The 25217-nt window shown below is 59.9% G+C and carries 26 protein-coding genes and 2 pseudogenes; 15 read left to right on the top strand and 13 right to left on the bottom strand.

Features of this window, described 5'->3' with window-relative positions:
• Positions 1-9: 9 nt before the first annotated feature.
• Complete coding sequence (locus tag GH983_RS16725; RefSeq protein ID WP_194842736.1) at positions 10-570, top strand: class I SAM-dependent methyltransferase; 561 nt, start codon at positions 10-12, stop codon at positions 568-570.
• 11 nt (positions 571-581) lie between these two features.
• Here the strand turns inward: GH983_RS16725 and GH983_RS16720 are convergent, their stop codons facing one another.
• From GH983_RS16720 to GH983_RS16670, 10 genes and pseudogenes are all read right to left on the bottom strand, one after another.
• Positions 582-1319, bottom strand: coding sequence for a helix-turn-helix transcriptional regulator (locus GH983_RS16720; RefSeq protein ID WP_194842735.1), 738 nt, complete (start codon positions 1317-1319; stop codon positions 582-584).
• 247 nt (positions 1320-1566) lie between these two features.
• Positions 1567-3621, bottom strand: coding sequence for a xanthine dehydrogenase family protein molybdopterin-binding subunit (locus tag GH983_RS16715; RefSeq protein ID WP_153762998.1), 2055 nt, complete (start codon positions 3619-3621; stop codon positions 1567-1569).
• Positions 3621-4091 (bottom strand): (2Fe-2S)-binding protein, encoded by a 471-nt coding sequence (locus GH983_RS16710; RefSeq protein WP_153762997.1) that lies wholly within the window; start codon positions 4089-4091, stop codon positions 3621-3623. Before GH983_RS16710 ends, GH983_RS16715 begins: the two co-directional genes overlap by 1 nt.
• 518 nt (positions 4092-4609) lie before the next feature.
• Positions 4610-5167: a CIA30 family protein gene (locus tag GH983_RS16705; protein WP_069043109.1), complete on the bottom strand. Its 558-nt coding sequence runs from the start codon at positions 5165-5167 to the stop codon at positions 4610-4612.
• Between the two features lie 45 nt (positions 5168-5212).
• The gene (locus GH983_RS16700; protein WP_153762996.1) at positions 5213-5836 is read right to left on the bottom strand and encodes a class I SAM-dependent methyltransferase; all 624 of its coding nucleotides are present in this window, start codon (positions 5834-5836) and stop codon (positions 5213-5215) included.
• Positions 5837-5850: 14 nt separating this feature from the next.
• Positions 5851-6642 (bottom strand): sulfite exporter TauE/SafE family protein, encoded by a 792-nt coding sequence (locus tag GH983_RS16695; protein ID WP_069043111.1) that lies wholly within the window; start codon positions 6640-6642, stop codon positions 5851-5853.
• Positions 6639-7508: pseudogene (locus GH983_RS16690) on the bottom strand (MBL fold metallo-hydrolase); the annotation flags it as partial. The pseudogene GH983_RS16690 and the gene GH983_RS16695, both read right to left, overlap by 4 nt.
• A 205-nt stretch (positions 7509-7713) precedes the next feature.
• Positions 7714-8436 (bottom strand): annotated as a pseudogene (dsbG, locus tag GH983_RS24355) (thiol:disulfide interchange protein DsbG).
• Between the two features lie 299 nt (positions 8437-8735).
• Positions 8736-10100, bottom strand: a complete 1365-nt coding sequence (locus GH983_RS16675) for a sensor histidine kinase (protein ID WP_069043114.1) — start codon at positions 10098-10100, stop codon at positions 8736-8738.
• On the bottom strand, positions 10100-10759 hold the full coding sequence (locus tag GH983_RS16670; RefSeq protein ID WP_153762993.1) for a response regulator transcription factor: 660 nt from the start codon (positions 10757-10759) through the stop codon (positions 10100-10102). Before GH983_RS16670 ends, GH983_RS16675 begins: the two co-directional genes overlap by 1 nt.
• A gap of 113 nt (positions 10760-10872) precedes the next feature.
• On the opposite strand from GH983_RS16670, the gene dsbD reads away from it, so the two are divergent.
• The 5 genes from dsbD to GH983_RS16645 are packed head-to-tail and all read left to right on the top strand — an operon-like array spanning position 10873 to position 15299.
• Positions 10873-12699, top strand: a complete 1827-nt coding sequence (dsbD, locus tag GH983_RS16665) for a protein-disulfide reductase DsbD (RefSeq protein ID WP_153762992.1) — start codon at positions 10873-10875, stop codon at positions 12697-12699.
• Positions 12699-13514, top strand: coding sequence for a TlpA disulfide reductase family protein (locus GH983_RS16660; protein ID WP_153762991.1), 816 nt, complete (start codon positions 12699-12701; stop codon positions 13512-13514). Before dsbD ends, GH983_RS16660 begins: the two co-directional genes overlap by 1 nt.
• A 6-nt stretch (positions 13515-13520) precedes the next feature.
• Positions 13521-14228 carry a L,D-transpeptidase gene (locus tag GH983_RS16655; protein WP_153762990.1) on the top strand — a complete coding sequence of 236 codons (708 nt, stop codon included), beginning with the start codon at positions 13521-13523 and terminating at the stop codon, positions 14226-14228.
• Complete coding sequence (locus tag GH983_RS16650) at positions 14228-14839, top strand: DsbA family protein (RefSeq protein WP_153762989.1); 612 nt, start codon at positions 14228-14230, stop codon at positions 14837-14839. Before GH983_RS16655 ends, GH983_RS16650 begins: the two co-directional genes overlap by 1 nt.
• A gap of 4 nt (positions 14840-14843) precedes the next feature.
• Entirely contained in the window at positions 14844-15299 is a 456-nt protein-coding gene (locus GH983_RS16645; protein ID WP_194842733.1) for a thioredoxin domain-containing protein, read from the top strand.
• A 56-nt stretch (positions 15300-15355) separates the two neighbouring features.
• Here GH983_RS16645 and GH983_RS16640 read toward each other — a convergent pair whose 3' ends face one another.
• From GH983_RS16640 to GH983_RS16630, 3 genes are all read right to left on the bottom strand, one after another.
• Positions 15356-16402 (bottom strand): YeeE/YedE family protein, encoded by a 1047-nt coding sequence (locus GH983_RS16640; RefSeq protein WP_153762987.1) that lies wholly within the window; start codon positions 16400-16402, stop codon positions 15356-15358.
• Positions 16403-16423: 21 nt separating this feature from the next.
• The gene (locus GH983_RS16635; RefSeq protein WP_054147660.1) at positions 16424-16762 is read right to left on the bottom strand and encodes a helix-turn-helix transcriptional regulator; all 339 of its coding nucleotides are present in this window, start codon (positions 16760-16762) and stop codon (positions 16424-16426) included.
• A gap of 139 nt (positions 16763-16901) precedes the next feature.
• Positions 16902-17240 carry a hypothetical protein gene (locus GH983_RS16630; RefSeq protein ID WP_246727413.1) on the bottom strand — a complete coding sequence of 113 codons (339 nt, stop codon included), beginning with the start codon at positions 17238-17240 and terminating at the stop codon, positions 16902-16904.
• Positions 17241-17376: 136 nt separating this feature from the next.
• Here GH983_RS16630 and GH983_RS16625 point away from each other — a divergent pair, with 136 nt between their 5' ends.
• From GH983_RS16625 to GH983_RS24565, 9 genes are all read left to right on the top strand, one after another.
• Positions 17377-18114, top strand: coding sequence for a cytochrome c biogenesis CcdA family protein (locus GH983_RS16625; protein WP_054147662.1), 738 nt, complete (start codon positions 17377-17379; stop codon positions 18112-18114).
• A 66-nt stretch (positions 18115-18180) separates the two neighbouring features.
• The gene (locus GH983_RS16620; protein ID WP_246727412.1) at positions 18181-18705 is read left to right on the top strand and encodes a thioredoxin family protein; all 525 of its coding nucleotides are present in this window, start codon (positions 18181-18183) and stop codon (positions 18703-18705) included.
• A gap of 106 nt (positions 18706-18811) precedes the next feature.
• Positions 18812-19285, top strand: a complete 474-nt coding sequence (gene soxX, locus GH983_RS16615; protein ID WP_054147664.1) for a sulfur oxidation c-type cytochrome SoxX — start codon at positions 18812-18814, stop codon at positions 19283-19285.
• A gap of 17 nt (positions 19286-19302) precedes the next feature.
• A complete protein-coding gene (gene soxY, locus GH983_RS16610) occupies positions 19303-19722 on the top strand; it encodes a thiosulfate oxidation carrier protein SoxY (RefSeq protein WP_054147665.1) in 420 nt (139 codons plus the stop codon).
• Positions 19723-19741: 19 nt separating this feature from the next.
• Positions 19742-20071, top strand: coding sequence for a thiosulfate oxidation carrier complex protein SoxZ (gene soxZ / locus GH983_RS16605; protein WP_054147666.1), 330 nt, complete (start codon positions 19742-19744; stop codon positions 20069-20071).
• Positions 20072-20107: 36 nt separating this feature from the next.
• Complete coding sequence (soxA, locus tag GH983_RS16600) at positions 20108-20974, top strand: sulfur oxidation c-type cytochrome SoxA (protein WP_069043124.1); 867 nt, start codon at positions 20108-20110, stop codon at positions 20972-20974.
• A 119-nt stretch (positions 20975-21093) separates the two neighbouring features.
• Positions 21094-22785, top strand: coding sequence for a thiosulfohydrolase SoxB (gene soxB, locus GH983_RS16595; protein WP_153762985.1), 1692 nt, complete (start codon positions 21094-21096; stop codon positions 22783-22785).
• 22 nt (positions 22786-22807) lie between these two features.
• Complete coding sequence (gene soxC, locus GH983_RS16590; RefSeq protein ID WP_153762984.1) at positions 22808-24079, top strand: sulfite dehydrogenase; 1272 nt, start codon at positions 22808-22810, stop codon at positions 24077-24079.
• On the top strand, positions 24063-25214 hold the full coding sequence (locus GH983_RS24565) for a c-type cytochrome (protein WP_153762983.1): 1152 nt from the start codon (positions 24063-24065) through the stop codon (positions 25212-25214). Before soxC ends, GH983_RS24565 begins: the two co-directional genes overlap by 17 nt.
• The last annotated feature ends 3 nt before the right edge of the window (positions 25215-25217 follow it).

The raw sequence follows: 25217 nt of genomic DNA, 5'->3' as shown, positions 1-25217 counted from the left end.
ATGCAGAGAATGAGACACGTCGCCACCTTCACCCGCGAATGGCTGCGCGCACCGCTTCGAACGGCGTCGGTCGTGCCATCCAGTTCCTCTCTCGCAAGAGCAATGGTGGAAGGTCTTGATCTTCACGATACCGCCGTGCTGGAACTGGGTCCGGGCACGGGCGCGTTCACCGAGCACCTTGTCACAATGCCTGCGGGGCCGTCCCGGATCTATACAATCGAGAACAATCCAGCCTTTGCGGACCTGATGCGGACACGGTTTGCAACCGTTGAGACCTTTACCGTCGATGCATGCCGGATGCGCAGCCTCCTGCCTTGCAGCCCCCGTTCGGTGAAAGCCGTGCTCTGTGGTCTGCCGCTTCTGTCGATGAGCCTTTCATCAGTCCACCGGATCATGAAGTCGGCTTTCGAGCTCATTCAAGATGACGGCGAGTTTCGCTGCTTTACCTATGGTCCCCGCTGTCCGATCCCTTTCGCGGTTCATGAAAGACTGCTGATTGAAAGCGCACGTGTCAGGTTCTGCCCGGTAAATTTCCCGCCAGCGAGCGTCTACCGTGTCTTCCGCGCTTGAGATCCCCGATATCACTGTCGTTTAGTGCCAGGAGCGTCGTTTCCGGAACGAAATTGATCGCGATAGATTCCGGGCGTCATCCCGACCTTCTGGGAAAACAGCCGAGTGAAATGCGGCTGATCGGAGAAGCCGTTGAGGAAGCCGATCTGGGCGAGGCTGGCCTGCCGCTCGTTGCAGAGCTGCTCTGCCGCAAGCTCCAGCCTGACATCCAGAACCACGTTGCTGAAAGATGTCTGCCGCTCTTCCAGGCGTCGCTGGAGCGTCCGCCTGCTGGTTGCCAGCAGGTCTGCCAGACGATTGATAGACCAGCGGCGGCAGGGATCATCTGCAACAAGACGGCGCAGATTTTCAAGTACACGTTCTGATGTGCATACGAGCGGCTTGTCGAGTGAAACGGTCGCCGGCTTAACCTCGACAATCACTGACTTCAGCGCGAGGTCGCGATCGACCGTGTGCCACTTCTGTTCGGAGCGGAGGAGGGTTCCATCCTCCGTCATGAGAACCAGATCGTCGCCGGACAGCTCAATGAGCACGGCAAGCAGAGCGAGAATCAAAAGGCTCTCTGCTCTGGAAGGGCCCGGCCCATCCGCTCTGGCCCGATGCTCGAGTCTGTAGAGAGATGGCTCAAGCGCGAATTGTGAGACCACGTGTCGACCGTGGCTGAAGCGCTCCAGCCGGCTCCAGCGATCCAGAAGATCCTGTGCGCCGACGGCCTGACGCAAGGCGCGGACAACCGGTTCGAGCGGCATCAGAGAGGCACAGTCCGCGATCCTGAAGATTGCCTGGACACCGTGGTCGGCAACAACCCTTTCAAGGAGATCATGTTTCTGCGCGCGTGGAACATGCGCTCCTTGCGCCCTCGGCACGGCGATGGTGATTTCCTGCGACCGAAGGCCGAGCCCGATCAGTCGCATGATCGCTGCCGAAGCGAAATCGGATGTGTTCAGTTCCTCCAATCGGGTTGCTCCGGGTGTCATGTAAGTCCCTCGGCCTCGTTCATGAAGTCCTGACCGGAAAGCGAGTCGGCCTTATGCCGGTGGCGGCGCGGATCGCATTTGCTACTGCGCCGGGTCCACACGCCATGATCGTTTCTCCGGCTCCGGTGGGGGAATCCGTCCCCTCTATCAGCTTGATGGTCATCTTCGGCGTATCTTCCATACGTGGGATGGGAGCATCGATGAAGGTTTCCGCCACAATACGTGAGCTTTCCATCGGCAGATGATCATGCAGCACGAAACCGATGCTCCACATCAGGTTCCCCTCGCATTGGGCCTTGACCTGATCCGGGTTGATGACGAGCCCGCAGTCATGGGCGCACCAGAGCTCGCGCAGACCTATGCGCCCGTCTGGCGCTACCTCCACTTCGGCGACCACGGCGGCATAACTCACGTCCTTGTAGATGCCGCAGGCCACGCCGCGGCCGACCTTGGGCGCGGATGCCGGGCTTCTCCACGTCGTCCATGCTGACATGTCTGCGACAGCCTCAAGGACCGCTGCCAGTCTTTCGTCCTTGATGTGGGCAAGGCGGAAGGCGAGGGGGTCGGCGCCGATTGCCAGCGCTGCCTCGTCCATCGCGCTTTCGATCACGAGGCCGTTTGGACCAGCGCCGAGACCTCTCCATGGGCCGGTATGAACGGGCAGACGAACAAGATCATAGGCAGCTTTCGCTCTGGGGATGATGTACGGCGCCGACATGCCGCGTGCGACACCGCCATCGCCGATCAATGCATCCGTTGCCTGCTGCATAAGGCTGGGGACCACCGCCGCCGTGAAGAGAATATGGGACGAGACCTGCCGATGATCCCAGTCGCTGATCTGTCCATCCTCAACGCGGGCGCGGATGCGGTGGGAAGAGGATGGGCGGTGAAAGGCGAAAGCCAGTTCCTGGGCGCGCGTCCACTGTACCTTGACTGGTGCCTCTGCCACTCGCGACAGAGCTGCGGCCTCCGCCTCGACTGTGCATGTCGTCTTGCCGCCGAAGCTGCCTCCGACCCGGCAAGACTGCACCGTGACGGCCTCCGTCGAAACACCGAAGGCATCTGCCAGACAGTCTCGAATGAAGAAGGCATCCTGTGTGCCCGCCCAGACGGTGAGCTTTCCTTGCGTCCATTCCGCAACGGCTGCCCGTGGTTCGATGGCACCATGGGCGGCAAACGGGATGTCGAGCTTGATGTCGACGTCCCACGAACCGGCTTGCGGGCTCCCGTCCATGACGGTGTTTGAAGGCGTCTCTTCCAGCGGACGTCGGTCGACATCTACGGGGGCATCCGGGGAAAATCCGGTTGACGGTTCCTCGGTCTGCCAGACGACGTCGAGTGCTTCGGCGACCCGGTCGAGTACGCCGGGCCGTTCGGCGATGATGCCCAGTCCCTTGGCATTGCCGATATCAGGACCGCAGTCTTCGACGATGGCGATAAAACCCGGGATGGCTCGCGCCGCCTCGGCATTCCAGGATCGAGGTTTCGACACATATTCGGCCATGGCGGGCGCGCGAAGGACCCGTCCGAAGAGCGTGCCGGGCCGGCGTATGTCGGAGGCATAGAGTGCCTTGCCGGTAACAATTTCCCGACCCTGCACAATCTCGGCAGTTCGACCGATTTCTCCATGTCTGGCAAATGTCCTCAATTGCTCCCTGGGCCGGGGTTCGACCGACACCAGTCCCTGCCGCTCCCCCCTCATCAAGGCGTCACGCAGGCTGGCGCAGGCCTGCGCCAGCGGCTCGGCAAACAGCATGATGGATTCACTGCCCACCGTTGATCTCACCCTGGCGCGACCAGTGTCATGGAAGGATACGTCGACCGTCTCCCAGCCCACATTGAGTTCGGTGCAGGCAATCTGCTTCAAAGCAGTCGCAATGTTCTGACCCATCTCGATGCGCGGAAGCGTGAGAACGAACCGCCCCTCATGGTGGGCGATCCACCCCAACGCATCGTCCGTGCCGGGTGTCGGGCGTTTGGGAATGACTGGGAGTGTTGCATAGACGGCAGTCCCCGCGCCGATCAGCGCGACCAAAGTGCCGAAACTGCCGAGGAGAAAGCTACGACGTCTCATCAGCGGTTCTCAATCAGGGTGCTGATGGCGTCCCTGATCCTCTGGTAGGTACCACATCGGCAGAGATTGTCGTTCATCGCGGGCACGATTGCATCCAAGCTCATTGTCGAGCCGGCACGGTTGCTATCGACCAGAAGCGCAACGGCGGACATGATCTGCCCGGACTGACAATAGCCGCATTGCGGCACTGCCTTTGCCAGCCAAGCGTCTTGGACCGGATGGAGCTTTCCGTTCCGCTCCAGGCCTTCGATGGTCAAGACTTGCGTCGTTGGCGTCAGGTCTGCCGTGCGGACCTGGCATGACCGCGTCGCCATCCCGTCGATGATCACCGTGCAAGCACCGCAGATCCCGACGCCGCACCCGAACTTTGCTCCGACAAGGCCGTGGTGTTCACGGAGGGTGAAGAGAAGGCTCTCATCGTACCACTCGCTCGGCACGTTCGCGATCACACCATTCAAGACATACTTCATTTGCTGTCCTAGATTTACAGATGGAAGCCGCAGGTTAGATCTCGATCTGGCCTCGGTCTTGAATGATTGCGCCAGACACGCGCGACTCGGGCACACCGAGGCAGGCTCACGCGGCGCTAAAAAGAGGGAGGCAATCCGGTGCCGGAACGCTTCGCCGATTTTGCAGGCGCGGTCCTGACAGCCGAGGGGCACTGGACCGCTGTTCGTCAAGATTAGCTGGCTTGCTCGTTCCGCCCGCTCGGTCATCGGGATCCCGATCAATTGGCCGAGCACAAACGTCACGCATTTGGGCGAGGTGTTGGCGAACTGCCGAGGGTCAGCCAAGTCGGTGCAAGGACCGCAGAGAGACTTTGGCCCCTCTGCGGTCAAACAGGTGAGGGCGGCTGCCTGACCTGTTTGCGCTGGCTGCCACTAGGCTCGCTGTCTGAAAAACATATGGCTATTGGCTTACACTGCCCAACCGGAGTTCGTTCAGCCAGCAAAGGGCTGATCGGCCTAGGTCCCGTGGTGCCTTGGGCCTAATAGAAGCCGATTTCGCGGACGCTGATATCCGCATCGTGGTTGCGACCATAAGCGGCTATCCCGATCGATGTCAGGCTGCTTGCGCGCGGAATGTTGCGCAAGATCGATCCAGACGCTTTGAATTCAGTAAGGGGAAGTCGCACCTCGGTCCAAGTCCGCGTCACATCAAATCCGGCCTGATAGAATTGCCAGGGCAAGATCGTGCCTCCTGTGCGCAGGTGCACGAAGTACCTCTGATCGTTTCCACGGACCAGCAAGCGTATTCCGATCGTGTTTTCTGGTGCTGCATGCTGCAACTTCATGCGGATCTGAATGAAGCCGCCATTGTTGGCGGTGCTAACGTTACCGGTCATACGCGCATGCGCATGTCCTTCTTCGTTTTCGAATTGCACCTGCCCCGATGATTTTCCGCCCATCACGGTGTCTGCGAAAAAGCGCCAGCGCGTTTCGGGTTGCAGCTTGAAATCGTCTATCAACATGTCGCCCGCCAGCGCCGGTGTGTAAGCCGACAGTATCAGCGTGATCACTGTCGCAAGCCCAATTTTGAAACGCATCAGGTTGTCCTATATCCTCTCTGCAGGCGGAAGCGAAGTCACAGGTCACGTCTCAGGCTTACGCGCGACGATGTAGGGGTTTTGCGGATACTTGCCGAAGATCCGCTCGTCTGTGATTTCAAAACCAGCATCTATGATCGACTGCCGAAGCTCGGGGATACTGTGCGGCTTGACCGCAGGAAATAGGCCTACGAACTGCAGCGCACGAAACAGAAGACGAAACTTGAACTTCAGGTCGGCGAAACACCAGGTTTTTGAGATAAGCAGACCGCCAGGTTTTAGATTGGCGATTATCTGCGCCAAGGTGGCTGGTTGGTTTTCCACCAGATGCAGAACGTTGAAGGCGCAGATGACGTCGAACGGACTACCATCATAGGCATTCTCAGCGTCCGCAATCTTGAAGGTCAGGTTGGCGCCCGCAAGTTTGTCCTGAGCGATCTTGATCATCTCAGCCGAGAAATCTGTCGCTGTCCAGTGTGACACATGGGGCGCAAGCCGGATTGCCGTGCCGCCGGTACCACAGCCGAGCTCAAGGACGTGATCTCCGGGTTTGAGACGTGACGCGACATCGCCGATCATGGCGTCATAGGCTGCCACGTCTTTCAGCGGGCGCGCGGCATAGCGTCCGGCGATTCGGTTCCAGAATTTCTGCTGCTTAGACAAAGACATTTCAAAACCTTTCGTCAGAGCGGCAGGATCGCAGCGCTGCTTTTGTACAGGACATAAAATGCGACGACGATGATCAGCACAGCGAAGATCCGGTTGAGGAGGTTTCGCTTCGTCGACAGACGAGTTGCCAGCAGCATGCCGCCGACGCCGCCGATCACGCCGCCACCGATAAACTCGGCCGCGATCGCCCAGTCGATCAGGCCCGAGGCCGCGTAGTTGATCGCAGTGGCGAGGCCGAAGGTGCCAACGGCGAGAAGCGACGATCCGACCGCGTTGATCATCGGCATGCCGGTCGCGAGCATCAGGCCCGGCACGATCAGGAACCCTCCGCCAATTCCGAAGAAGCCGGATGCTGCTCCTGCCGCTATGGCAACAGCCGCCGTTTTCCAGCATGTCAGGCCATCTGTCCTGACGACGTCTGACGCTATGGTCCTCCGGGGCCGGAGCATCAGGGCTGCAACGACCAGCATCAGAAGGCCAAACAGGAAAAGCAGCTTCTGCCCGTCGAAAGCTTTCCCGAGTGTTGAGCCCGCGAGTGCGCCAACCGTCCCGGTGGCGGCAAAAACGAAGGCGCAACGCCACCAGACATGCCCTTTGCGGGCATGGCCGATAAGATTGACATAGGCATTGATCGATACGGCCAGAGCGCCGGTGCCGATGGCGATATGCGGCTGCGAGATGCCAACCGCGTAGAGCAACAGAGGTGTCGCCAGGATGGAGCCCCCGCCACCGATCAGTCCAAGCGTAAAGCCCACGAGACCGCCCGAACCGATCGCCGTCAGAGCCTGGGTGACCAGATCGTTCATTCCCACGCAGCCCCTGCGAGTGCATCCAGCGGGATCTTCAGATAGCGCTTGCCGTTCGCTTCCGGTTCTGGGAGGCGTCCTCCACGGATGTTAACCTGTAGTGCATGCAGAATGAGCTTCGGCATGGGAAGGGTTTTGTCGCGTGCGTCGCGCAGCGCGACGAAGGCCGCCTCGTCCTTGCCGGCAATATGCGGATTGCAGCGCTTCTGCTCGGCGACGGTGCTTTCCCAGAGGGGTTCGCGCCCGTCCGGCTGATAATCATGGCCTGTGAACAGACGCGTTTCATCCGGCAGCGACAGGATTTCTTTGATCGAGGCCCAGAGGCGTTTGGAGCTGCCGCCGGGAAAATCAGCGCGCGCCGTGCCGCTGTCGGGCATGAACAGTGTATCATGCACAAAGGCTGCGTCGCCGATCACATAGCTGATCGATGCGAGCGTGTGGCCGGGCGAGAAGAGGACGCGGCCCTTGAGATCACCCACCGAGAAGGTGTCGCCTGCCTCAAGCAGCCTGTCCCATTGCGAGCCATCGGTTGGTAGATCCGGCCAGTTGTAGATCTCCTTCCAGAGCTTTTGCACTTCGACGACACGCGCGCCGATGGCGGTCGGAGCGCCGGTCTTGTCCTTGAGATACCTGGCAGCGGAAAAGTGGTCTGCATGGGGATGTGTATCGAGGATCCACTCGACGCTGAGCCCCTTTTCCTTGATGTAATCCAGTATCGCATCGGCATTGCGGGTTGCGGTTGTTCCCGACTTTTCATCATAGTCGAGGACCGGGTCGATGATTGCACATTTTCCCGTTGCCGGATCACTCACGACATACTGGATGCTGAATGTGCGTTGATCGAAGAAGCCTTTTACATCGGGTTTGCCTGTCATTCGTGTCGAACCTCCTATGGATCATGCAGTCGGGGACGCTGTCCCTTCGTCCTGCCGTGACAAAATATATGCAAACATATATATCTTCATAGTATCGAAATAAAGGCTTGAACCTTCGTGCCTCTGTCTTTCTGCAGCCTTTGGGACAGGTCTGACGAGTGCTTTGGCGGTTGCCCCTCTGACGGCGCCTGTATCTTCACTTCGGCCCCAGAAGCACTTCCATCTGGGCGTCACTCGGAAGGCCGGGAACGGTATCGACGGTGCCGTCCGCGCCCTTGAAGACGATCGCTGGCGTGCCGCCGAAACCAAGTTCCGTCATCAGAGCGGCATTCCGCTCAAGCTGTCTTGTCGTATGGTCATCGACCCTATCGAGCGGGGCAATGCCGCCATCGGCATGTTTGCGCTTGTTTTCCATCCGCGCGTCTTCCGGAGACTTGGCTTGAAGAATGGCCGCAGCCTTGGCCGGCGAATCCTGACGGATCACGCCGACCATCACGTGGCGTAACTGAACTTTACCGCTTTCGATCCAGGGTCGCGCCGCGAGCCAGAAGCGATTTCAATAGGGGCAGTTCGGGTCGGTGAACGTGTAGATGACACGAGGCGCATTCGGATTGCCGTCCCGCACCCAGGTCGCTGCCTCGAGCTTGGTCCAAGTGGCTTCGCTCAACGGTTGTTCGACCATCTTTTTAAGCTGATCTTCCGCCATGTCCTGCCCATAGGCATCGACGAGCGTACCGACGACCACATGTTGATTATCGGGTGTCAGATAGATGGCCAGAGGCTGTGCACCGGCTTTGGCGGCGAAGGCTCTGAGGCCACCCGGAACCTGCATTTCGCCGAGGATTCGGATGCCCTGCTGCTCGATTGTCTTGAGGATCTCTGGATAGGGCTTGTCTTCGGCCTCGGCGCCGGTGGCCATTACGGCACCTATCACAAGCGCAAGGAAGAGTGCCGGAATTGCACTCGAACGTCGCAACGCTTGTCTGTGGGGGTGCTTGCGCCAGACGAGGCCCAGTGACGGGAACCGAATAGCTGCCTTCGCCGTGAGCGAGGGGGTTTTGATGCGATGATGGCTATCGGATAATGTGGGGAGTGGCGAAGAAAAACGGTACATGTCGAGCAGGGCTCCTTGCAAGGGTGGCTCTTGTCCGCCTCGCCTTGTCACCTTAAGGCTCGCTTAGGGTGGATATCCGACCTCGCCACGATGCGATCTGCTGCTCACTGTCTCGTTGTCGGCAGTTCCAGACAAACGCAGAAACCCGCCTTCCTCTTGAATGACATCCGACCACCAAGCTTTGTCAGAGCCATTTCAACAATCGAAAGGCCGAGGCCGCTTCCGAGCGCGTTTGCGCTGTTGCCGCGCTGGAATCGGGCCTTGAGACGCTGCTCGTCCTTCTCATCGATCCCGGCTCCGGTGTCGGACACGGCTATCGTCGTGCCTGTCTCGGTCTGCGTGCCGATGATCCTGACGGATGAATTGCGCGGCGCATATTGCAGGGCGTTTTCGATGACATTGCGCAAGGCAAGCCGCAAAAGGGTCTTGCCTGGCACGCTGATCATCAGATCCTCTGCAATGTCCGTCTCAACGGTGATCTCCCTCGACGAAACGAGTATCGCCATTTCGCCGCGCAGCTCTTCGACCATTGCTTTGACCACCACAGTTTCTGATGTCGAAGAGCTGTCCAATGAGTCGACGGCTGCGAGGTCTATCAACTGGCGAACGAGGCGCCCGGTGCGGTCGACGCTGAGCGAGATCTGGTTGAGGGCATTGGCGCGGACCTCATCGCTATCGCTGCGAAGGGCGACCTGGGCCTGGGTCTTCAAACCGGATAGCGGCGTCCTCAGCTCATGGGCTGCATACGCGATAAAGGTCTTTTCCCGTTCGCGGGCCTCCTCCACGCGTTGGAACAAGGCGTTAAGAGAGCCCAGCAAAGGCCTGATCTCGCGGGGCGCTCCGCTATCGTCGACGGGGTGGAGTTCGTCGGCTGAGCGCAGAGACAAGGCGTCTGCAACTTGCCGGAGTGGGGAGAGACCGCGCCCGACACTCAGCCAGATCAGACCGGCGAGGATGGGCAGGATCGCCAGTGCAGGAACGAGCTGGCCCTTGATGACGTCACCGACCAGCTTTTCGCGGATCTCGATGCTATCGCCGACGAGGACCCTGACACCGAGCTCGGGATTGACGACAGCGTATACACGCCAGCGTTCGCCGTTGACGAGCTTTTCGGCGAACCCGCTTTCGTGATCGGCGAGCGATGTATTGGGCGCGCTCTCCGACCGGCTGACAAGATCACCCTGAAGGGACCAGATCTGACAGGACAATTGCCGGCTATAGTCTCCTTCATGCAGGCCGAAGCCTTCGGGTATCCCAGCGGCCTGCGCGGCATCGACCGCTGCTGCGACGTCGATATGGTGGTCGGTGATCAGTGAGCTCACCATACGCGCCGCTTCCGTCAGGCGCGCGTCGAGCACACGCTCGACTTCGCGCTGCGTGCTGAGATAGGTCCAAAGCACGGCGAGGAGCCATACGGCACCCGTTGCCGCAAGCAGGATGAGAAAAAGCCTGAGCCGGATCGATCGCATCAGGGTTTCCCCATGCGGTAGCCGACACCGCGCACGGTTTCGATGGAGCTGGCGCCCAATTTGTTGCGCAGCTTATGCACGTGGACCTCGATCGTGTTGCTTTCGATCTCTTCCTGCCAGCCATAAAGCCTGGTTTCCAAGATCTGCTTGGAGTGAACCATGGTCGGATTTTCCATCAATGCCAGGAGGACGGCAAATTCCCGCCGCGACAGGCCAGTGATTTCGCCGTTTTTAAGAACCTCCATGCTCGCCGGGTCGAGGGTTAATTCTTCCCAGGTGAGCTTGGGTGTGGCGCGTCCCTCGGCACGCCGGGTAATGGCGCGCAGCCGTGCCGCGACTTCATCGAGATCGAAGGGTTTGCCGAGATAGTCGTCGGCGCCGGCGTCGAGACCATCGATGCGATCGGTGACCGCATCCTTGGCCGTCAACAGAAGAACGGGCGTGCGGTTGCCGGCGGCGCGCATCGTGCGAATCAGATCCAGACCGGATCCATCCGGCAGCATGCGATCGAGCACGAGGGCATCGAAGCTATCGCTTTCAATCGCGGCCTTCGCGTCGGCAAGCGTGCTGACGGTGTCCGCCGAGAAGCCGGCGAGACCCAGCCCTACCTTCAAGCCGTCGATCAGAACCGCGTCGTCTTCGATGACTAGGATACGCATCACACCTCCGTGAGAAAAATGTCGTTTCACGCCATGGCCTGCCCAGCTTAAGCCTGCCTTAAGCTGCCCCGCAGAAACGGCCGCACATTCGATGCGTAACAAGGAATGATGGAATGCAACTCTTGAGGCACCTGGCGATTTTCTTCTCCGTTTTGCTCTTCTCCGGCATCGCCATTGCCCAGACCGCGCCGCTCCAGATGGACGAGGCGTTTCGGCCTTCCCTGTCACGGATCTCCGCCACCGAAGTTGCCGTCACGTGGGAGATCGAGCCAGGCTACTATCTCTACCGGGAGTATCTTTCCGCCAAAAGTGACGATGGCAGTCCGCTGAAGCTGGAGACGCCTGATGGAAAGATCAAGGAGGATCCGGGCTTTGGATCGACCGAGGTCTACTATGACACCGCCCGGGCCACGCTTGTCAGTGACGCTTCGACGATCGAGTTGACCTATCAAGGCTGCCAGGATGGCGGGCTCTGTTATCCGCCTGTGACGAAAACGATCGACATGGCCAGCCTGCAGTTCAGCAATTCCGAGCACGGAGGCCCAATATCTGCCCCGGCATCGATTGCATCGCAAAGCGAATGGTCGGCCTTCAGCTCCCAAAAGCCGGATTTCGCACTCGCACAGGATGAAGTGACAACCGGTGTCGATGGACTCCTGGCGCGCGGCGGCCTGCCTCTGCTTCTGGTTGGCTTTGTTGGTTTTGGCGTGCTTCTGGCGTTCACCCCCTGCGTCTTTCCCATGTATCCGATCGTTGCCGCCATGCTGTCACGGCAGGGCGGGGCCCTTTCGCCGAGCCGCAGCTTCATCCTTTCCAGCGTCTATGTTGGAGCGCTGGCACTGGCGTTTGGACTGTTCGGTATGGTCGCGGCATGGTCTGGGCAGAACCTGCAATTTGCCTTGCAGTCGACAACGGCCACCATGGTCATCGCAAGCCTGTTTGTGATCCTCGCCCTGTCCAACTTCGGGCTCTTCGAGATCCAGCTGCCGGCGGGGTTCAGCAATCGCCTGTCGTCCGGGGGGCGCCGTGGCGGATCTCTCGGTGGGGCTGCGGTGCTGGGCTTTACCTCCGCATTTCTCATCGGTCCCTGTGTCACCGCGCCACTTGCGGGGGCGCTGCTCTACATTGCCCGCACCGGAGATGTCCTCATCGGGGCGGCCGCGTTGTTCGCGCTCGGGCTTGGTAAAGGCCTCCCCTTGATCCTGATGGCAACTCTCGGCGGTAAGGCACTGCCGCGTGCGGGGGCGTGGATGGCAAGCATCCGCTCCGCTTTCGGCTTCGGTTTCATCGGAACGGCGATCTGGATGGTCAGCCCTCTTCTGCCTGATACGCTGGTGCTGTTTGCCTGGGCGTGCCTAGCCGTGTCGGTCGGAGTGTTCCTCTGGCAAATGCGGGTTGCAAATGCTTCTCCTGGCGCGGCTGTCATCTCGCGATCTGTGGCCACTGTTTCGATCGCCTGGGGAGCCCTCATGCTCGTCGGCGTCGGGCTCGGTGCCCGCGATCCGCTGGCCCCTCTGGAGCCGCTCACAATGAAGACCGAGGTTGGACAGTCGGCGCGCGAAATCGCGAAATCGGACTTTGAAGCCGTCGCCTCGCTGCAAGCGTTGACTTCGATGCTGGGCGAAGCTTCGGCCGAGAACAGGCCGAGCCTAGTCTACGTCACCGCGGACTGGTGCGTCACCTGCCGCGCCATAGAGCGGACCGTTCTGCCGGACGACAGCGTCTCGGCGGCTCTCGATGGTGCGCGCCTGCTGACCATCGACATGAGCGCGACCTCTTCAGAGACCAATGAACTCCTGAAGTCCCTCAATGCTATTGGCCCGCCGACGATGATCTTCTTCGATCACGAAGGGCAGGAAGTGGCGGGCACGCGTATGGTGGGCGACGTAACGATCGACAAGCTTGCTGCCTCCGCCCGGGCGGCAAAGGGTACGCCCTGATGGACGTCGTGACACTAGGGCCGCTTGCCTTTGCATCCGACAGGCTGGCGGCGATCATCGGGATCTTCGTGTTCCTCGGGCTAGGCTCATTTCTGGCGCGTCGCTATGACAAGCGGCTCGCGCCCTGGACGACCGCGGCGCTGATGTCGGGTCTCATCGCTGCGCGGGCACTGCATGTCCTTATGCATCTCGACAGCTTTCTCAGCGAGCCGTGGCGCGTCCTGTATCTCTGGCAGGGCGGCTTTTCGATGGTTGGCGGCGCGATCGGTGTTGCGATCACGCTCATCTTTCTGATGCGTGAATCCCGGCAGACGCTTCCATTCGCCATGGTGCCGCTCGCCGCAGGATGCTTTGTCTGGTTCGCGCTGACCATGCTCTGGCAGGCAGCCGAGGAACCTGCAGCACCCCGCTTCACGCTGGCAAATCTTGATGGATCTCAGTTTGTCGCTTTGTCAGAGCGCGGTGGACGCCCCGCCGTCGTCAACCTCTGGGCAACCTGGTGCCCGCCTTGCCGCCGTGAAATGCCACTTCTGGCGGAAGTGGCCGCGGGACGCACCGACGTCGATTTCATCTTCGCCAATCAGGGCGAAGGGCCAGCGGCGATCAAGGCCTATCTGGAGGATCAAAACCTCCGGCTCGAAACCATCCTGCTTGATCCGGCCCGTTCCCTTTCGCGCCACTACGCAGCGCCTGGAATGCCGGTGACCCTCTTTCTTGGCGCTGACGGCCAAGTTGTCACGACCCATTTCGGAGAGATTTCGCGCGAGGCTTTGAATGCCGCCATCGCCCGACTGATCCCCGCAGACAAGGAATAACAGAGAATGAGACTTGCAGATTTGCGGCCGGTTATCGGCATCCTGAAGAAACTAGGCGTAGGGGCGGGGCTCGCTCTCCTGCTTGCCGCCTGCTCGCAGACGACGGGCACGCCGTCTCAGCCATCTCCACCGCCTATCGATCCGGCGCTGCAGGCCATGTATGGCGAGGTGCAGGACGGTAAGGAAACCATTCCTGCGGTGGATGTGTCGAAGATGGATCCGCGCAATGTTCGCCAGGTCGTCAACTATCGCACCTCCTATGCGCCCGGCACGATCGTCGTCGACCCCCATGCCCGATTCCTCTATCTCGTCATGGAAGGTGACAAGGCGATGCGCTACGGCGTCGGCGTCGCCAAGGCCGGTTTGGAGTTTGAGGGCGAGGGCGATATCAAGCGCAAGGCCCGCTGGCCGGGCTGGGTGCCGACACCCAACATGATCGCCCGCGAACCTGACCGTTATGGCCCACTCGCCCAGGGTTTGCCGGGCGGCATAGACAATCCGCTCGGTGCGCGTGCGCTCTATCTCTATCAGGGCGGAAAAGACACGCTCTACCGGATCCATGGCACCAACGAGGCTTGGTCGATCGGCCAGTCCGTCTCGTCGGGTTGCATTCGCCTTCTCAACCAGGACATCATCGATCTGCACGCCCGTGTTCCGGAAGGGTCAAAGATGGTTGTCCTCACTGCCGAAGAGTCCGGAAAGGGAGAATTCTGATGATGAAGCGTCGCACCATCCTGACATCAGGGCTCGCCCTTGGCACGTTCGCCGTCTGCGGCAGTCGCCTGGCCTTCGGGCAAGAACTGACGAAGGACGAGGTCTTCAACGACAAGGACGCACCGTTTCTCGGCAATCCGAAGGGCGACGTCACGGTTGTCGAGTTCTTCGACTATCAGTGCCCCTACTGCAAAAAGGCGCATCCCATGGTGAAAAAGGTCATCGAAAGGGACGGCAATGTGAAGCTTGTCATGAAGGATTGGCCGATCTTCGGCGATGCCTCGATCTTCGCTGCCCAGGCGGTGCTGGGTGCAGCGCAGATCGGCAAATATGAAATTGCCATGGGTGCCCTGATGAAGACAAAGGGGAAGCTGACACATGATGACATCGAGAGCACGCTGACCGCTGCGGGCTTGTCCATGGATGAAATCGCTGTTGCCGTGAACAAACACGTCGAAAAGATTTCAGGCCTGCTTGACCGCAATTACGCGCAGGCCACCGCCTTCAACTTCGCGGGCACTCCGGCCTATGTTATCGGATGGAGCCTCTATCCCGGAGTGTTGGACGAAAAGGGGCTCGTTGATGCGATCGCGCGCGCCCGGCAGGGCTGAGCGCATGCGTTCTATTGAAAGAGTGAACCGGCGGCGTTTTCTCTTCGGGACCCTTGCCGTCGTCCTCGCGCCTCCCGTGCAGGTGCAGGCGGCGTCGACAGTGATCGGCCCGATACGATCCGTCCGGGATTATACCGAACCAATTGCATTTGCCAGCATGCGTAACAAGCATGCTCTTGTCGATGTTGCAGCGGAGTGGTGCGCCTTTTGCAAGACGATCGATGGAACGATCCTCGTGCATCCGAGCGTGCGGTCGCGGATGAAAGACTTTGCGCTGCTGAAAATCGACGTGACCGCATGGACCGCAGAGAATGCAGAATTGCTTCGCTATCTGAATGTGCAGGGTCCCCCGACGGTCTTCATCGCAGAAACAGGGCAGGGAAAAGAAGTTCCGGGTTCACGGACTGTCGGCGAATTCGACGTCGACAATCTGGTCGGCCGGCTGGAGAGTGTCAGTTGATCCGCAGGTGGAGGTTCGCGCGCCGCCCCGGCGCGAGGCGACCATCAAGTCCGACGTCAAACCGCCTGAAAGCCGCCGATCAATTGCCGCAGTCCTACCAGGGCACCGACCACGATGCATAATAGGGTGACCGGGCCTGACCAGGAGAGGGCTGCAAAACCAGACACGCCCTGACCGATTGAACAGCCCATGGCAATGATGCCGCCAACGCCCATAAGGGCCGCGCCGCCGACCTGTCGCCCAAGTTCGCGGGGGTCTTCGCATGCTTCCCAGACAAAGGTGCCCTTGATCATCGAGCCGATGAAGGCACCGAGGGCGACACCGACCACTGAACCGACAGAAAAGGTGATGCCTCCGGCCGTTGCCGTCATCAGATAGATCAATGTCCGGCCGATCGGCGCGGTGAAGGATGGGCCTTCGGGCGCGACGGCACCGAGACTTGCGTCGGACAGGAAGCTTGTTCCCGCGAAACACCAGGTGACGGCGAGCCCCGCGGCGATGCCCCAGGCGATCATCTTTCGGTCTGCCCGAAGACGCTCGTTGGACAGCGCCCATGCGAAGCAGGCTATCGCAATCGCAATCACCGTCAGCAAGGCAGGGATGCCCAGTGACGTCTCGAGGTCATACACGATGCCACCGGGACCGTCGGCCTCGGGCTGCGGAAACAGGGATGTCCGCAAGGGTGCCAGAGGACCGGAGAGCGCCATGAAGCCAGTAATGCCCATGACAACGAGCAGAACGAGCGAACGAAGGTCGCCGCCGCCGAAACGTGCGAGAGCGCCAAATCCGCAATTGCCGGCCATGGCCATGCCATAGCCAAACATCAGCCCTCCCACGACCGAGGCTAGTGGGTTCCAGGCGATCGCGTGATAAAGAGTACCTTCGAGATTGATCCAACCGATACGCGCGCCGAACTGAGTTCCGAGTATCGCGACTCCCAGCACGATGCCCCACAACCTCAACCGCTTCTGATCGGTGCCATATACCGCTGTTTCAAGAGCCGCGAGCGTGCACAAACCGCCCAAACGCCAGCCGAGGCCCAATATCAGCCCCCCCGCCAGCCCGACCAGTGCAGCCAGAAATCCGATAGGCAAGCTTTCCATGTCTTTCGCCTCCCAACGAATCTACATGTACGCCCCGTCCTCGAACAGGTTTGCCAAGAATACGACTGTCTTGCGGACTTTGTCATCCTCAATGGAGTAGAAGATGGCATTGCCGTCGCGACGGGCCGCCACAAGCCTTTCGAGGCGCAATCGGGCAAGTTGCTGACTGACCACCGCCTGGCGTGCCGAAAGTAGGTTTTCGAGCTCTGTCACGCTCTTCGGGCCGCTGAGAAGATGGCACAGGATCGTCAGGCGTCCGTCGTGTCCCAGTGCCTTAAGGAATTTCGAAGCGGAGTCAGCCCTCTGAATGAGTTTATCAACGGCACCATCCTTTGGTACTGTCTCAGTATCAGCGTTCACAATCTCAGGTCCCTAGCGCAATCCCAGCGTTCCGACGCAGCCCAAGCCGCCTCCGGCGAAGGCCGGCTGCCCCAAATCCTGGCCAACCGACTCCCATGGCAGCTATACTGCGGCTTTCGAATATAAGATACATGCCGCCTCAATCCGAGGTGATGCCGCCGGCCTCGGTGGTCAGTTCGGTGAGCAGACCCCAGAAGAACTCATCGCCAGGATAGCCCTCAATCCGCCCAGTCTCCCGGCCATCGACGACAAGAACAAAGGTGGGCGTGAAAGTGACCGGGCGATCGAGTCGGAGATCTGCCGGTACCGGAGCATGAAGGTTGAGCCTGCGAAGTGGCGCTGCCTGTCCTTCGGCGGTCCTGGGATAGGCCGGGGCGATCTCGGCATCCCATCGCGCGCAATAGACACAGCCTGCCTGCTCGAACATCAACAGCTCCATCGCCGCGCCCGGCGATGGGAGCAGCGTGATCAGAAACATGAAAATCGGCATCCAGTGGGCGCGCATATTGACAGCCTACATATAAATATAGAGATATTCTAATTGGAAACGCTCGCGAGCGCAATTGTCGGCGCGGGAGAAGCCGAACGGTCAGGTAAGGCGCTTGGGAGGGGCCATGCTGGAGATCAGTTATGGCGGTGCCATTCTCGCAGGACTTCTGTCTTTCCTTTCGCCCTGCATACTGCCGATGGTTCCGTTCTACCTTTCATATATGGCAGGCCTTTCGGTTCAGGAGTTGCGGCAAGGCGATGGAATATCGCCTGTCGCGCAGCGACGTCTGCTTATCCAATCCGTCGCCTTCGCCGCCGGGGTCACCACAATCTTTGTCTTGCTCGGAATGGGCGCCACCGCTGCCGGGCATCTCTTCATCCAATGGAAGCAGCCATTGTCATGGCTGGCGGCTGGCATCCTCATCCTGTTCGGTTTGCATTTCCTTGGCGTCCTGCGCATCGGCTTCCTCTATCGCGAGGCAAGGGTGCAGTCGTCCGCTGATCCAACCACCCTTGCCGGCGCCTATCTGATGGGATTGGCCTTCGGGTTCGGCTGGACCCCCTGTGTTGGGCCGGCTCTTGCGGCGATCCTCATGGTGGCGAGCGGCATGGGCGATGTCTGGCGTGGCGGGCTACTGCTGCTCGCCTATGGGATCGGTATGACCGCGCCCTTCGTCGTCGCCGGGTTGTTTGCCCGCCCTTTCCTGTCCTTCGTCGGCAGACATCGGGCACTCATGGGCTATGTCGAAAAGCTGATGGGGGTAATGCTGATCGTTTTCGGCATCCTGATCGCGACGAATACCGTCAATCTGATTGCCGACTTTCTCGTTCGCAACTTCGATTGGTCTGCGACGCTGAAATAATCTGGAGGAGAGCTAATGTCCCGGTGGAAATTTTTCCTGGCCTGCGTCTTGCTGATGACAGGTCCCATGCTGGCAGCGTCTTCGTTGGCGGCCGAACTGGGCGATGATGGACTTCATAAGCCGTCATGGCTTCGCGAGACGTTCAAGGATCTGAGGGAAGACCTCAGTGATGCCAATTCTGAAAACAAGCGCCTGCTCCTCATCGTCGAGCAACGCGGCTGCATCTACTGCACCAAGATGCATGAAGAGGTTTTCTCCGATCCTGGCATCGAGGCCTTTATCCGTGAAAACTATTATGCCGTGCAGCTCAACCTCTTCGGCGATATCGAGGTGACCGATTTCGACGGCACGGTGTTGCCTGAAAAAGAGATGGCCATCCGCTGGGGCGTGATGTTCACGCCGACCCTGATTTTTCTGCCCGAGGACGTTGGCTCAGGCCTGTCCGCGCAACAGGCGGCCGTCGCGGCCATGCCGGGTGCATTCGGCAAGGGGACAACCTCGGCATTGCTCAACTGGATCGTTGATCACGGGTATCAATCGGGCGAGCATTTTCAGAAATTCCTTGCCAGACAAATGGCGATTGAAAATTAACTCGATTAAACAATCAGATACTGGTTATTCAAAAATATATATATAGGTATTGTTATACGCTTCGTTTGGCGCTAACCTGTCTTCAGGAGAGAAGTGGGAGGAGTCGATGAACTGGCAGCTTTGTCTGGCAGCACTGGTCGCGGGAGCGAGCGTCACGCCGGCGCTCGGCGAAACGGCGCCTGGTGCAATCGTGTTTCAGGAGGGGGCTGTTGCGGCCTCGCTTTCCGGCGCGCCGGGGGACGCAGAATCCGGTATCAAGATCATGACGACGAATGCGCTCGGCAACTGCGTGGCCTGCCATACCGTCGCAGCCCTGCCTGACGTGCAGTTTCCGGGGGATATCGCGCCGCCGCTTGACGGTGTTGCGGATCGCTACAGCGAGGCGGAGATCCGCGGCATCGTGGCCAATGCGAAGAACACCTTCGAAGACAGCTTCATGCCGGCCTTCTACAAGATCGACGGGTTCATCCGTCCCGGTGAAGGCTTTACGGGCAAGGCGCCCAAGGGTCCGCTTTCGCCTGTCCTCTCGGCGCAGCAAATCGAGGATGTCGTCGCCTATCTGATGACTCTCAAGGAATAGGATTGAGGAGAACCGAAATGAGTTTCACAAGACGCGACATGCTGTTCATCGGGCTTGGAGGCGTGGTCGCGGCCACTTTGCCAAGTCTGGCAGCTGCGGCAACAACTGAGGAACTGGTCAAGGCCTTCACTGGCGGGGCAACGCCCGGAACCGACGGTATCACGCTGACGGCGCCCGAGATTGCCGAGAACGGCAATACAGTCCCAGTCTCGGTCGATGCCCCCGGTGCTGTCTCGATCATGCTGCTCGCCACCGGAAATCCGGAGCCTGCAGTTGCGACGTTCACGTTCGGTCCCGCAGCTGGAAATCATATGGCCGCAACGCGGATCCGCTTGGCCAAGACACAGGACGTCGTCGCGCTGGCGAAAATGGCGGACGGGTCCATCAGGCAGGCACAAGCAACAGTGAAGGTCACCATCGGCGGATGCGGCGGCTGAATTCGGAGGAGGAATAACAATGGCAGACGATGCAAAACCACGCGTGAAGGTACCGAAGTCGGCGAAGGCTGGCGAGTCGGTGACCATCAAGGCGCTGATCAGTCACAAGATGGAATCCGGCCAGCGCAAGGACGCTCAGGGCGCTATCATTCCCCGGTCGATCATCAACCGCTTCACCTGTGATTTCAACGGCGTCAACGTCATTGACGTTGCCATCGATCCAGCGGTTTCGACAAACCCCTATTTCGAATTCGAAGCGAAAGTCGACGCCGCCGGCGAATTCGTCTTCACCTGGTATGACGACGACGGCTCTGTTTACACGGACAAGAAGCCGATCGAAGTTGCCTGATCACTGACGCGCAACGATCTCGGGGAGGGAGTTCTCATGCACGGCAAGTCCAAACTAGTTGCAGTTCTGGCGGCCATCGGCCTTGTTGCCTCCGCTGCTGCGCATGCGGATCCGGTCGAGGATACGCTCACGGTCGAGACGGATGATGGCACGATCGAGCTCGTGACCAAGACGGCTGCACCCGCATTTCTCAAGGATACATTTGATACCATCTATTCGGGTTGGTTGTTCCGTGAGGCCGAAACACGCGACCTGCAGAAGGACGACTTCGACAATCCGGGCATGGTCTTCGTTGATCGTGGTCTCGATGCCTGGAACGAAACCATGGGCAAGAATGGCGAGTCCTGTGCAGGCTGTCACGAGGGGCCGGAAAGCATGAAGGGGCTGCGCACGGTTCTGCCCCGGGTTGATGCCAAGTCCGGCAAGCTGATGATCATGGAAGACTACATCAATTCCTGTGTCACCAAGGAGATGGGCCTGGAAGCCTGGGGTGTCACGTCCGACAAAATGAAGGACATGATGGCCCTGATCTCCGTCCAGTCGCGCGGTGAGGTGGTGAATGTCGCCATCGATGGCCCGGCCCAGTCCTTCTGGGAGCACGGCAAGGAGATCTACTACACGCGCTACGGTCAGTTGGAGATGTCTTGCGCAAACTGTCATGAGAACAATTACGGCCGGATGATCCGTGCCGACCATCTTTCGCAGGGGCAGGTCAACGGGTTCCCGACCTATCGCCTGAAGGACGCCGGTATTCTGAGCGCGCAGCAGCGGTTCGTCGGGTGTGTGCGCGACACGCGTGCCGAAACCTTCAAGGCAGGATCGGACGAGTTCAAGGCGCTTGAGCTTTATGTGGCCTCGCGCGGGAATGGTCTGTCGATCGAGGGCGTCTCCGTCCGACACTGAACAAGATGGCGCGGCCGGGAAAGCCCGACCGCCCAAACACTTTGAACGAACATTATTGGCAAGCAGGACCACGTCTTCGGCGTGGATGGATTTCCTGTGCTTGCTGGAGGGAATGCGGGATGATTACCCGTCGTGAGTTTCTGCAGGCATCCATGGCAACCTCGGCAATCGTGGGGTTGTCCGGCTTTGGCAATTTTTCGCGGCTCGCCGCGCAACAGGCGCTGACGCAGGAGCAACTTCTCGAATTCGAGGATTTTGGCAACGTCACGCTCATCCACATCACGGATATCCATGCGCAATTGAAGCCGATCTGGTTTCGCGAGCCGGAGGTCAACCTTGGGGTTGGCGACGCCAAGGGTCATGTGCCGCACCTGACCGGCTCCGAATTCCTGAAGACCTTCGACATCGCAGCGGGTTCGCGTGATGCCTATGCTCTGACCCATGAGGATTTCGGCGCGCTCGCCAAGGCCTATGGCCGCATGGGTGGCATGGACCGCGTCGCGACGGTCGTGAAGTCGATCCGGGCTGCCCGACCCCAGTCGCTCCTGCTCGACGGTGGCGATACATGGCATGGTTCCATGACCAGTCTGCTGACGAAGGGCCAGGACATGGTCAACGTCATGAACGCACTCGGCGTCGAAGCCATGACCAGCCATTGGGAGTGGACCTACGGAACCGAGCGGGTGAAGGAAATTGTCGATGGGCTGCCGTTCCCGTTCCTCGGAGCCAACATCTTCGATGCAGAATGGGACGAGCCGGCTTTCGAACCCTACAAAATCTTCGAAAAGGGCGGCGTTCGTATTGCTGTTATCGGCCAGGCATTCCCTTACATGCCGATCGCAAATCCGAAATGGATGTTCCCCGAATACTCCTTCGGCATTCGCGAGGAACGCATGCAGGAGCTCGTAGACGAAGTCCGCGGCGAGGGCGTGGATCTGGTGGTGTGCCTCTCGCATAACGGGTTTGACGTCGACCGCAAGATGGCGGGTCGCGTCAAGGGCATCGATGTGATCCTGACCGGGCATACCCATGACGCCGTGCCGGAACCGGTTCTGATCGGTGAAACGATCCTGATCGCCTCCGGTTCGAACGGCAAATTTGTCAGCCGGCTCGATCTCGATGTCCGCGACGGCAAGATGATGGGCTTCCGCCACAAGCTGATCCCGATCTTCTCCGATGTCATTGCACCAGATGCCGAGATGGCGGACCTGATCGACCAGGAGCGCGCCCCCTACAAGGCACAGCTTGAGGAGAAGATCGGCACGACCGAAAGCCTTCTCTACCGACGCGGCAACTTCAACGGCACCTGGGACGACCTGATCTGCGACGCAGTGCGCAGTGAACGCGATGCGCAGATCGCTATGTCTCCCGGTGTACGATGGGGGCCCTCGCTTCTCGCCGGTGATGCGATCACCCGGGAAGACATCCATAATGTGACCTCAATGACCTATGGCGCCTGCTATCGCACCGAGATGACGGGCGAGACCATCAAGACCATCCTCGAGGACGTGGCCGACAACATCTTCAACCCGGATCCCTACTACCAGCAGGGTGGGGACATGGTGCGCGTCGGCGGGCTTTCCTATGCCATCGACGTCAGCAAACCCATCGGCGAGCGGATCACCGATATCGCACTGGTTGATGGTGGCGCCGCTATCGAAGCGGGCAAATCCTACACCGTGGCGGGCTGGGCAAGCGTCAACGAAGGCACGGAAGGTCCGCAGATCTGGGACGTGATCGAAGCCCATGTCCGCAAGATCGGAACCGTCAAGCTCGACCCCAACACATCGGTCCGTGTGACCGGAATCTGACAGGAAGCAAGGAGCGTTCGCCATGTCCGACGAACCCGAAAACGTCTCGTCCCGCAGGACATTCCTGAGGCAGGCCGCGATGACAGGAGCCGGCCTTGTCGCAGGCGCCTCGGTCGCGCGTGCCAGTGGCCCGGATCCGAAGATCACCGAGGTGCAGCCCTGGGCTTCATCCTTCGGCGATCCTGTCGATGCGTCGCCCTATGGATCACCGATCCGGTTCGAGTCGCACGTGGTCCGGCGCAATGTGGAGTGGCTCACCGAGAGCCCCGTATCGTCGATCAACTTCACGCCGATCCATGCGCTGGAAGGCACGATCACGCCGCAGGGCTGCGCTTTCGAACGCCATCATTCCGGGGCGATTGAACTGAGCAAGCAGGACTACCGGCTGATGATCAACGGCCTTGTCGAAACGCCGCTTGTCTTCACCTTCGAGGATCTTCTTCGCTTTCCGAGATCGGTGACAACCGCCTTCCTCGAATGTGCGGCCAATGGTGGCATGGAATGGGGGGGCGCGCAGCTCGAAGGCTGCCAGTTCACCCAGGGCATGATTCACAACATGGAATATACCGGCGTGCCCTTACGCCTCCTTCTCGAGGAGGCCGGCGTCAAGCCCGAAGGAAAGTGGGTCTATGTCGAAGGAGCCGATGCGAGCTCCAATGGTCGGTCCATCCCGCTCGACAAGGCTCTCGATGACGTCCTGGTTGCGTTCTTCGCCAATGGCGAGGCCCTGCGCAAGGAGCATGGCTATCCGGTTCGTCTCGTCGTGCCGGGTTGGGAAGGCAATATGTGGGTGAAATGGGTCCGGCGCATCGGCATCTATGACCAAGCTGTCGAGAGCCGTGAAGAAACCTCCAAGTACACCGATCTTATGCCGGATGGTCGGGCGCGGAAGTGGACCTGGGTGATGGATGCAAAATCCGTGATCACATCTCCCAGCCCGCAGGTCCCGATCCGTCACGGCAAGGGGCCGCTGGTCATTTCGGGGCTTGCATGGTCCGGCAATGGCAAGATCACCCGCGTCGATGTCTCCACGGATGGTGGCGTGAACTGGCAGGAGGCCCGGATCTCCGGAGACGCCAAATCGAAGGCGCTGACCCGCTTCCATCTCGACATCAACTGGGATGGCAGCGAACTGCTCCTGCAGTCGAGGGCCATCGACGAGACCGGCTATGTCCAGCCGACAAAGGATGCGCTGCGTGAAATCCGCGGACTTAACAATGTCTACCACAACAACGGAATTCAAACCTGGTGGGTCAAGGCCGACGGGGAGGTCGAAAATGTCGAAGTTGCGTAATCGTCTCCTTCTGTCGCTCGGGCTGGTCCTGCTTTCCACGCCAGCGATGTCGGAAAAGCTGGGGCTTGGACGTCCGGCTCTTCCAGAAGAATTGGCCGCCTGGGATGTCGCAGTGCTCCCCGATGGCAAGGGGTTGAAGCCGGGTTCGGGTGACGTGCTCACCGGTGAAGAAGTCTTCGGCGAGAAATGTGCAGTCTGCCATGGAGAATTCGCGGAAGGCATCGACAGTTGGCCTGTACTCGCCGGAGGCGATGGCACGCTGACCGATCGGCGGCCCGTCAAGACGATCGGCAGCTACTGGCCGCATTTGTCGACCGTCTGGGACTATGTGCATCGCTCGATGCCGTTTGGCGAGGCGCAGACGGTGACGGTCGACGAGACCTATGCGATCACCGCCTTCCTGCTCTATTCCAACGGGCTGGTCGACGAAGACTTCACACTGTCCGACAAGAATTTCACTGAGGTGACCTTGCCGAATGCAGACGGCTTCTATCCCGACGATCGCGCGGAGAGTGAGTATCCGCGGTTCAAGGGAGAACCCTGCATGAAGGATTGCGGTGCGCCGGTCAAAGTGACCAAGCGCGCCATCGAGTTGAATGTGACGCCAGAAGATCCCGACGGCAGGCCCGCCGGTACCTTGCCTCCCCTCGACACCTCGGCTGCGTCAGCGCCCGCTCCCCCGGCGGCTCCCGCACCGGCCGAGGTGGCCGAGGCGGCGAGCGACCCGGCCCCCGTACCTGCGGCAACTGTGCCAGCAGCCGATGTTCCTGCTGTCGCTCCGGCTGCCGCGCCAATTGAAACTGCGGCCCTGGATCCGGCCCTTGTCGGGCAAGGCGAAGCCGCTTTCAAGAAGTGCTCGGCCTGCCACAAGGTCGGCGAGGGTGCAAAGAATGGAACCGGGCCCGTGCTCAACGGCATCTTCGGAGCCGCCGCCGGTCATGCCGACGAGTTCAAGTATTCCAAGGCGCTTACGGACAAGGCGGCAGAAGGGCTGGTCTGGAACGAGGCCGAACTGGACGCCTTCCTCGAAAACCCGAAGGGCTTCATGAAGGGCACGAAGATGGCCTTTGCCGGGCTCAAGAAGCCGGATGAGCGTGCGGCGATCATCGCCTATCTGCGCAGCTTGGGGAACTGACAC

Origin of the sequence: Agrobacterium sp. MA01, assembly GCF_009650195.1 — a bacterium.
GTDB lineage: Bacteria > Pseudomonadota > Alphaproteobacteria > Rhizobiales > Rhizobiaceae > Allorhizobium.
Note: the sequence above shows the minus strand (reverse complement) of the source record. Positions and strands in the feature narration are given on the sequence as shown.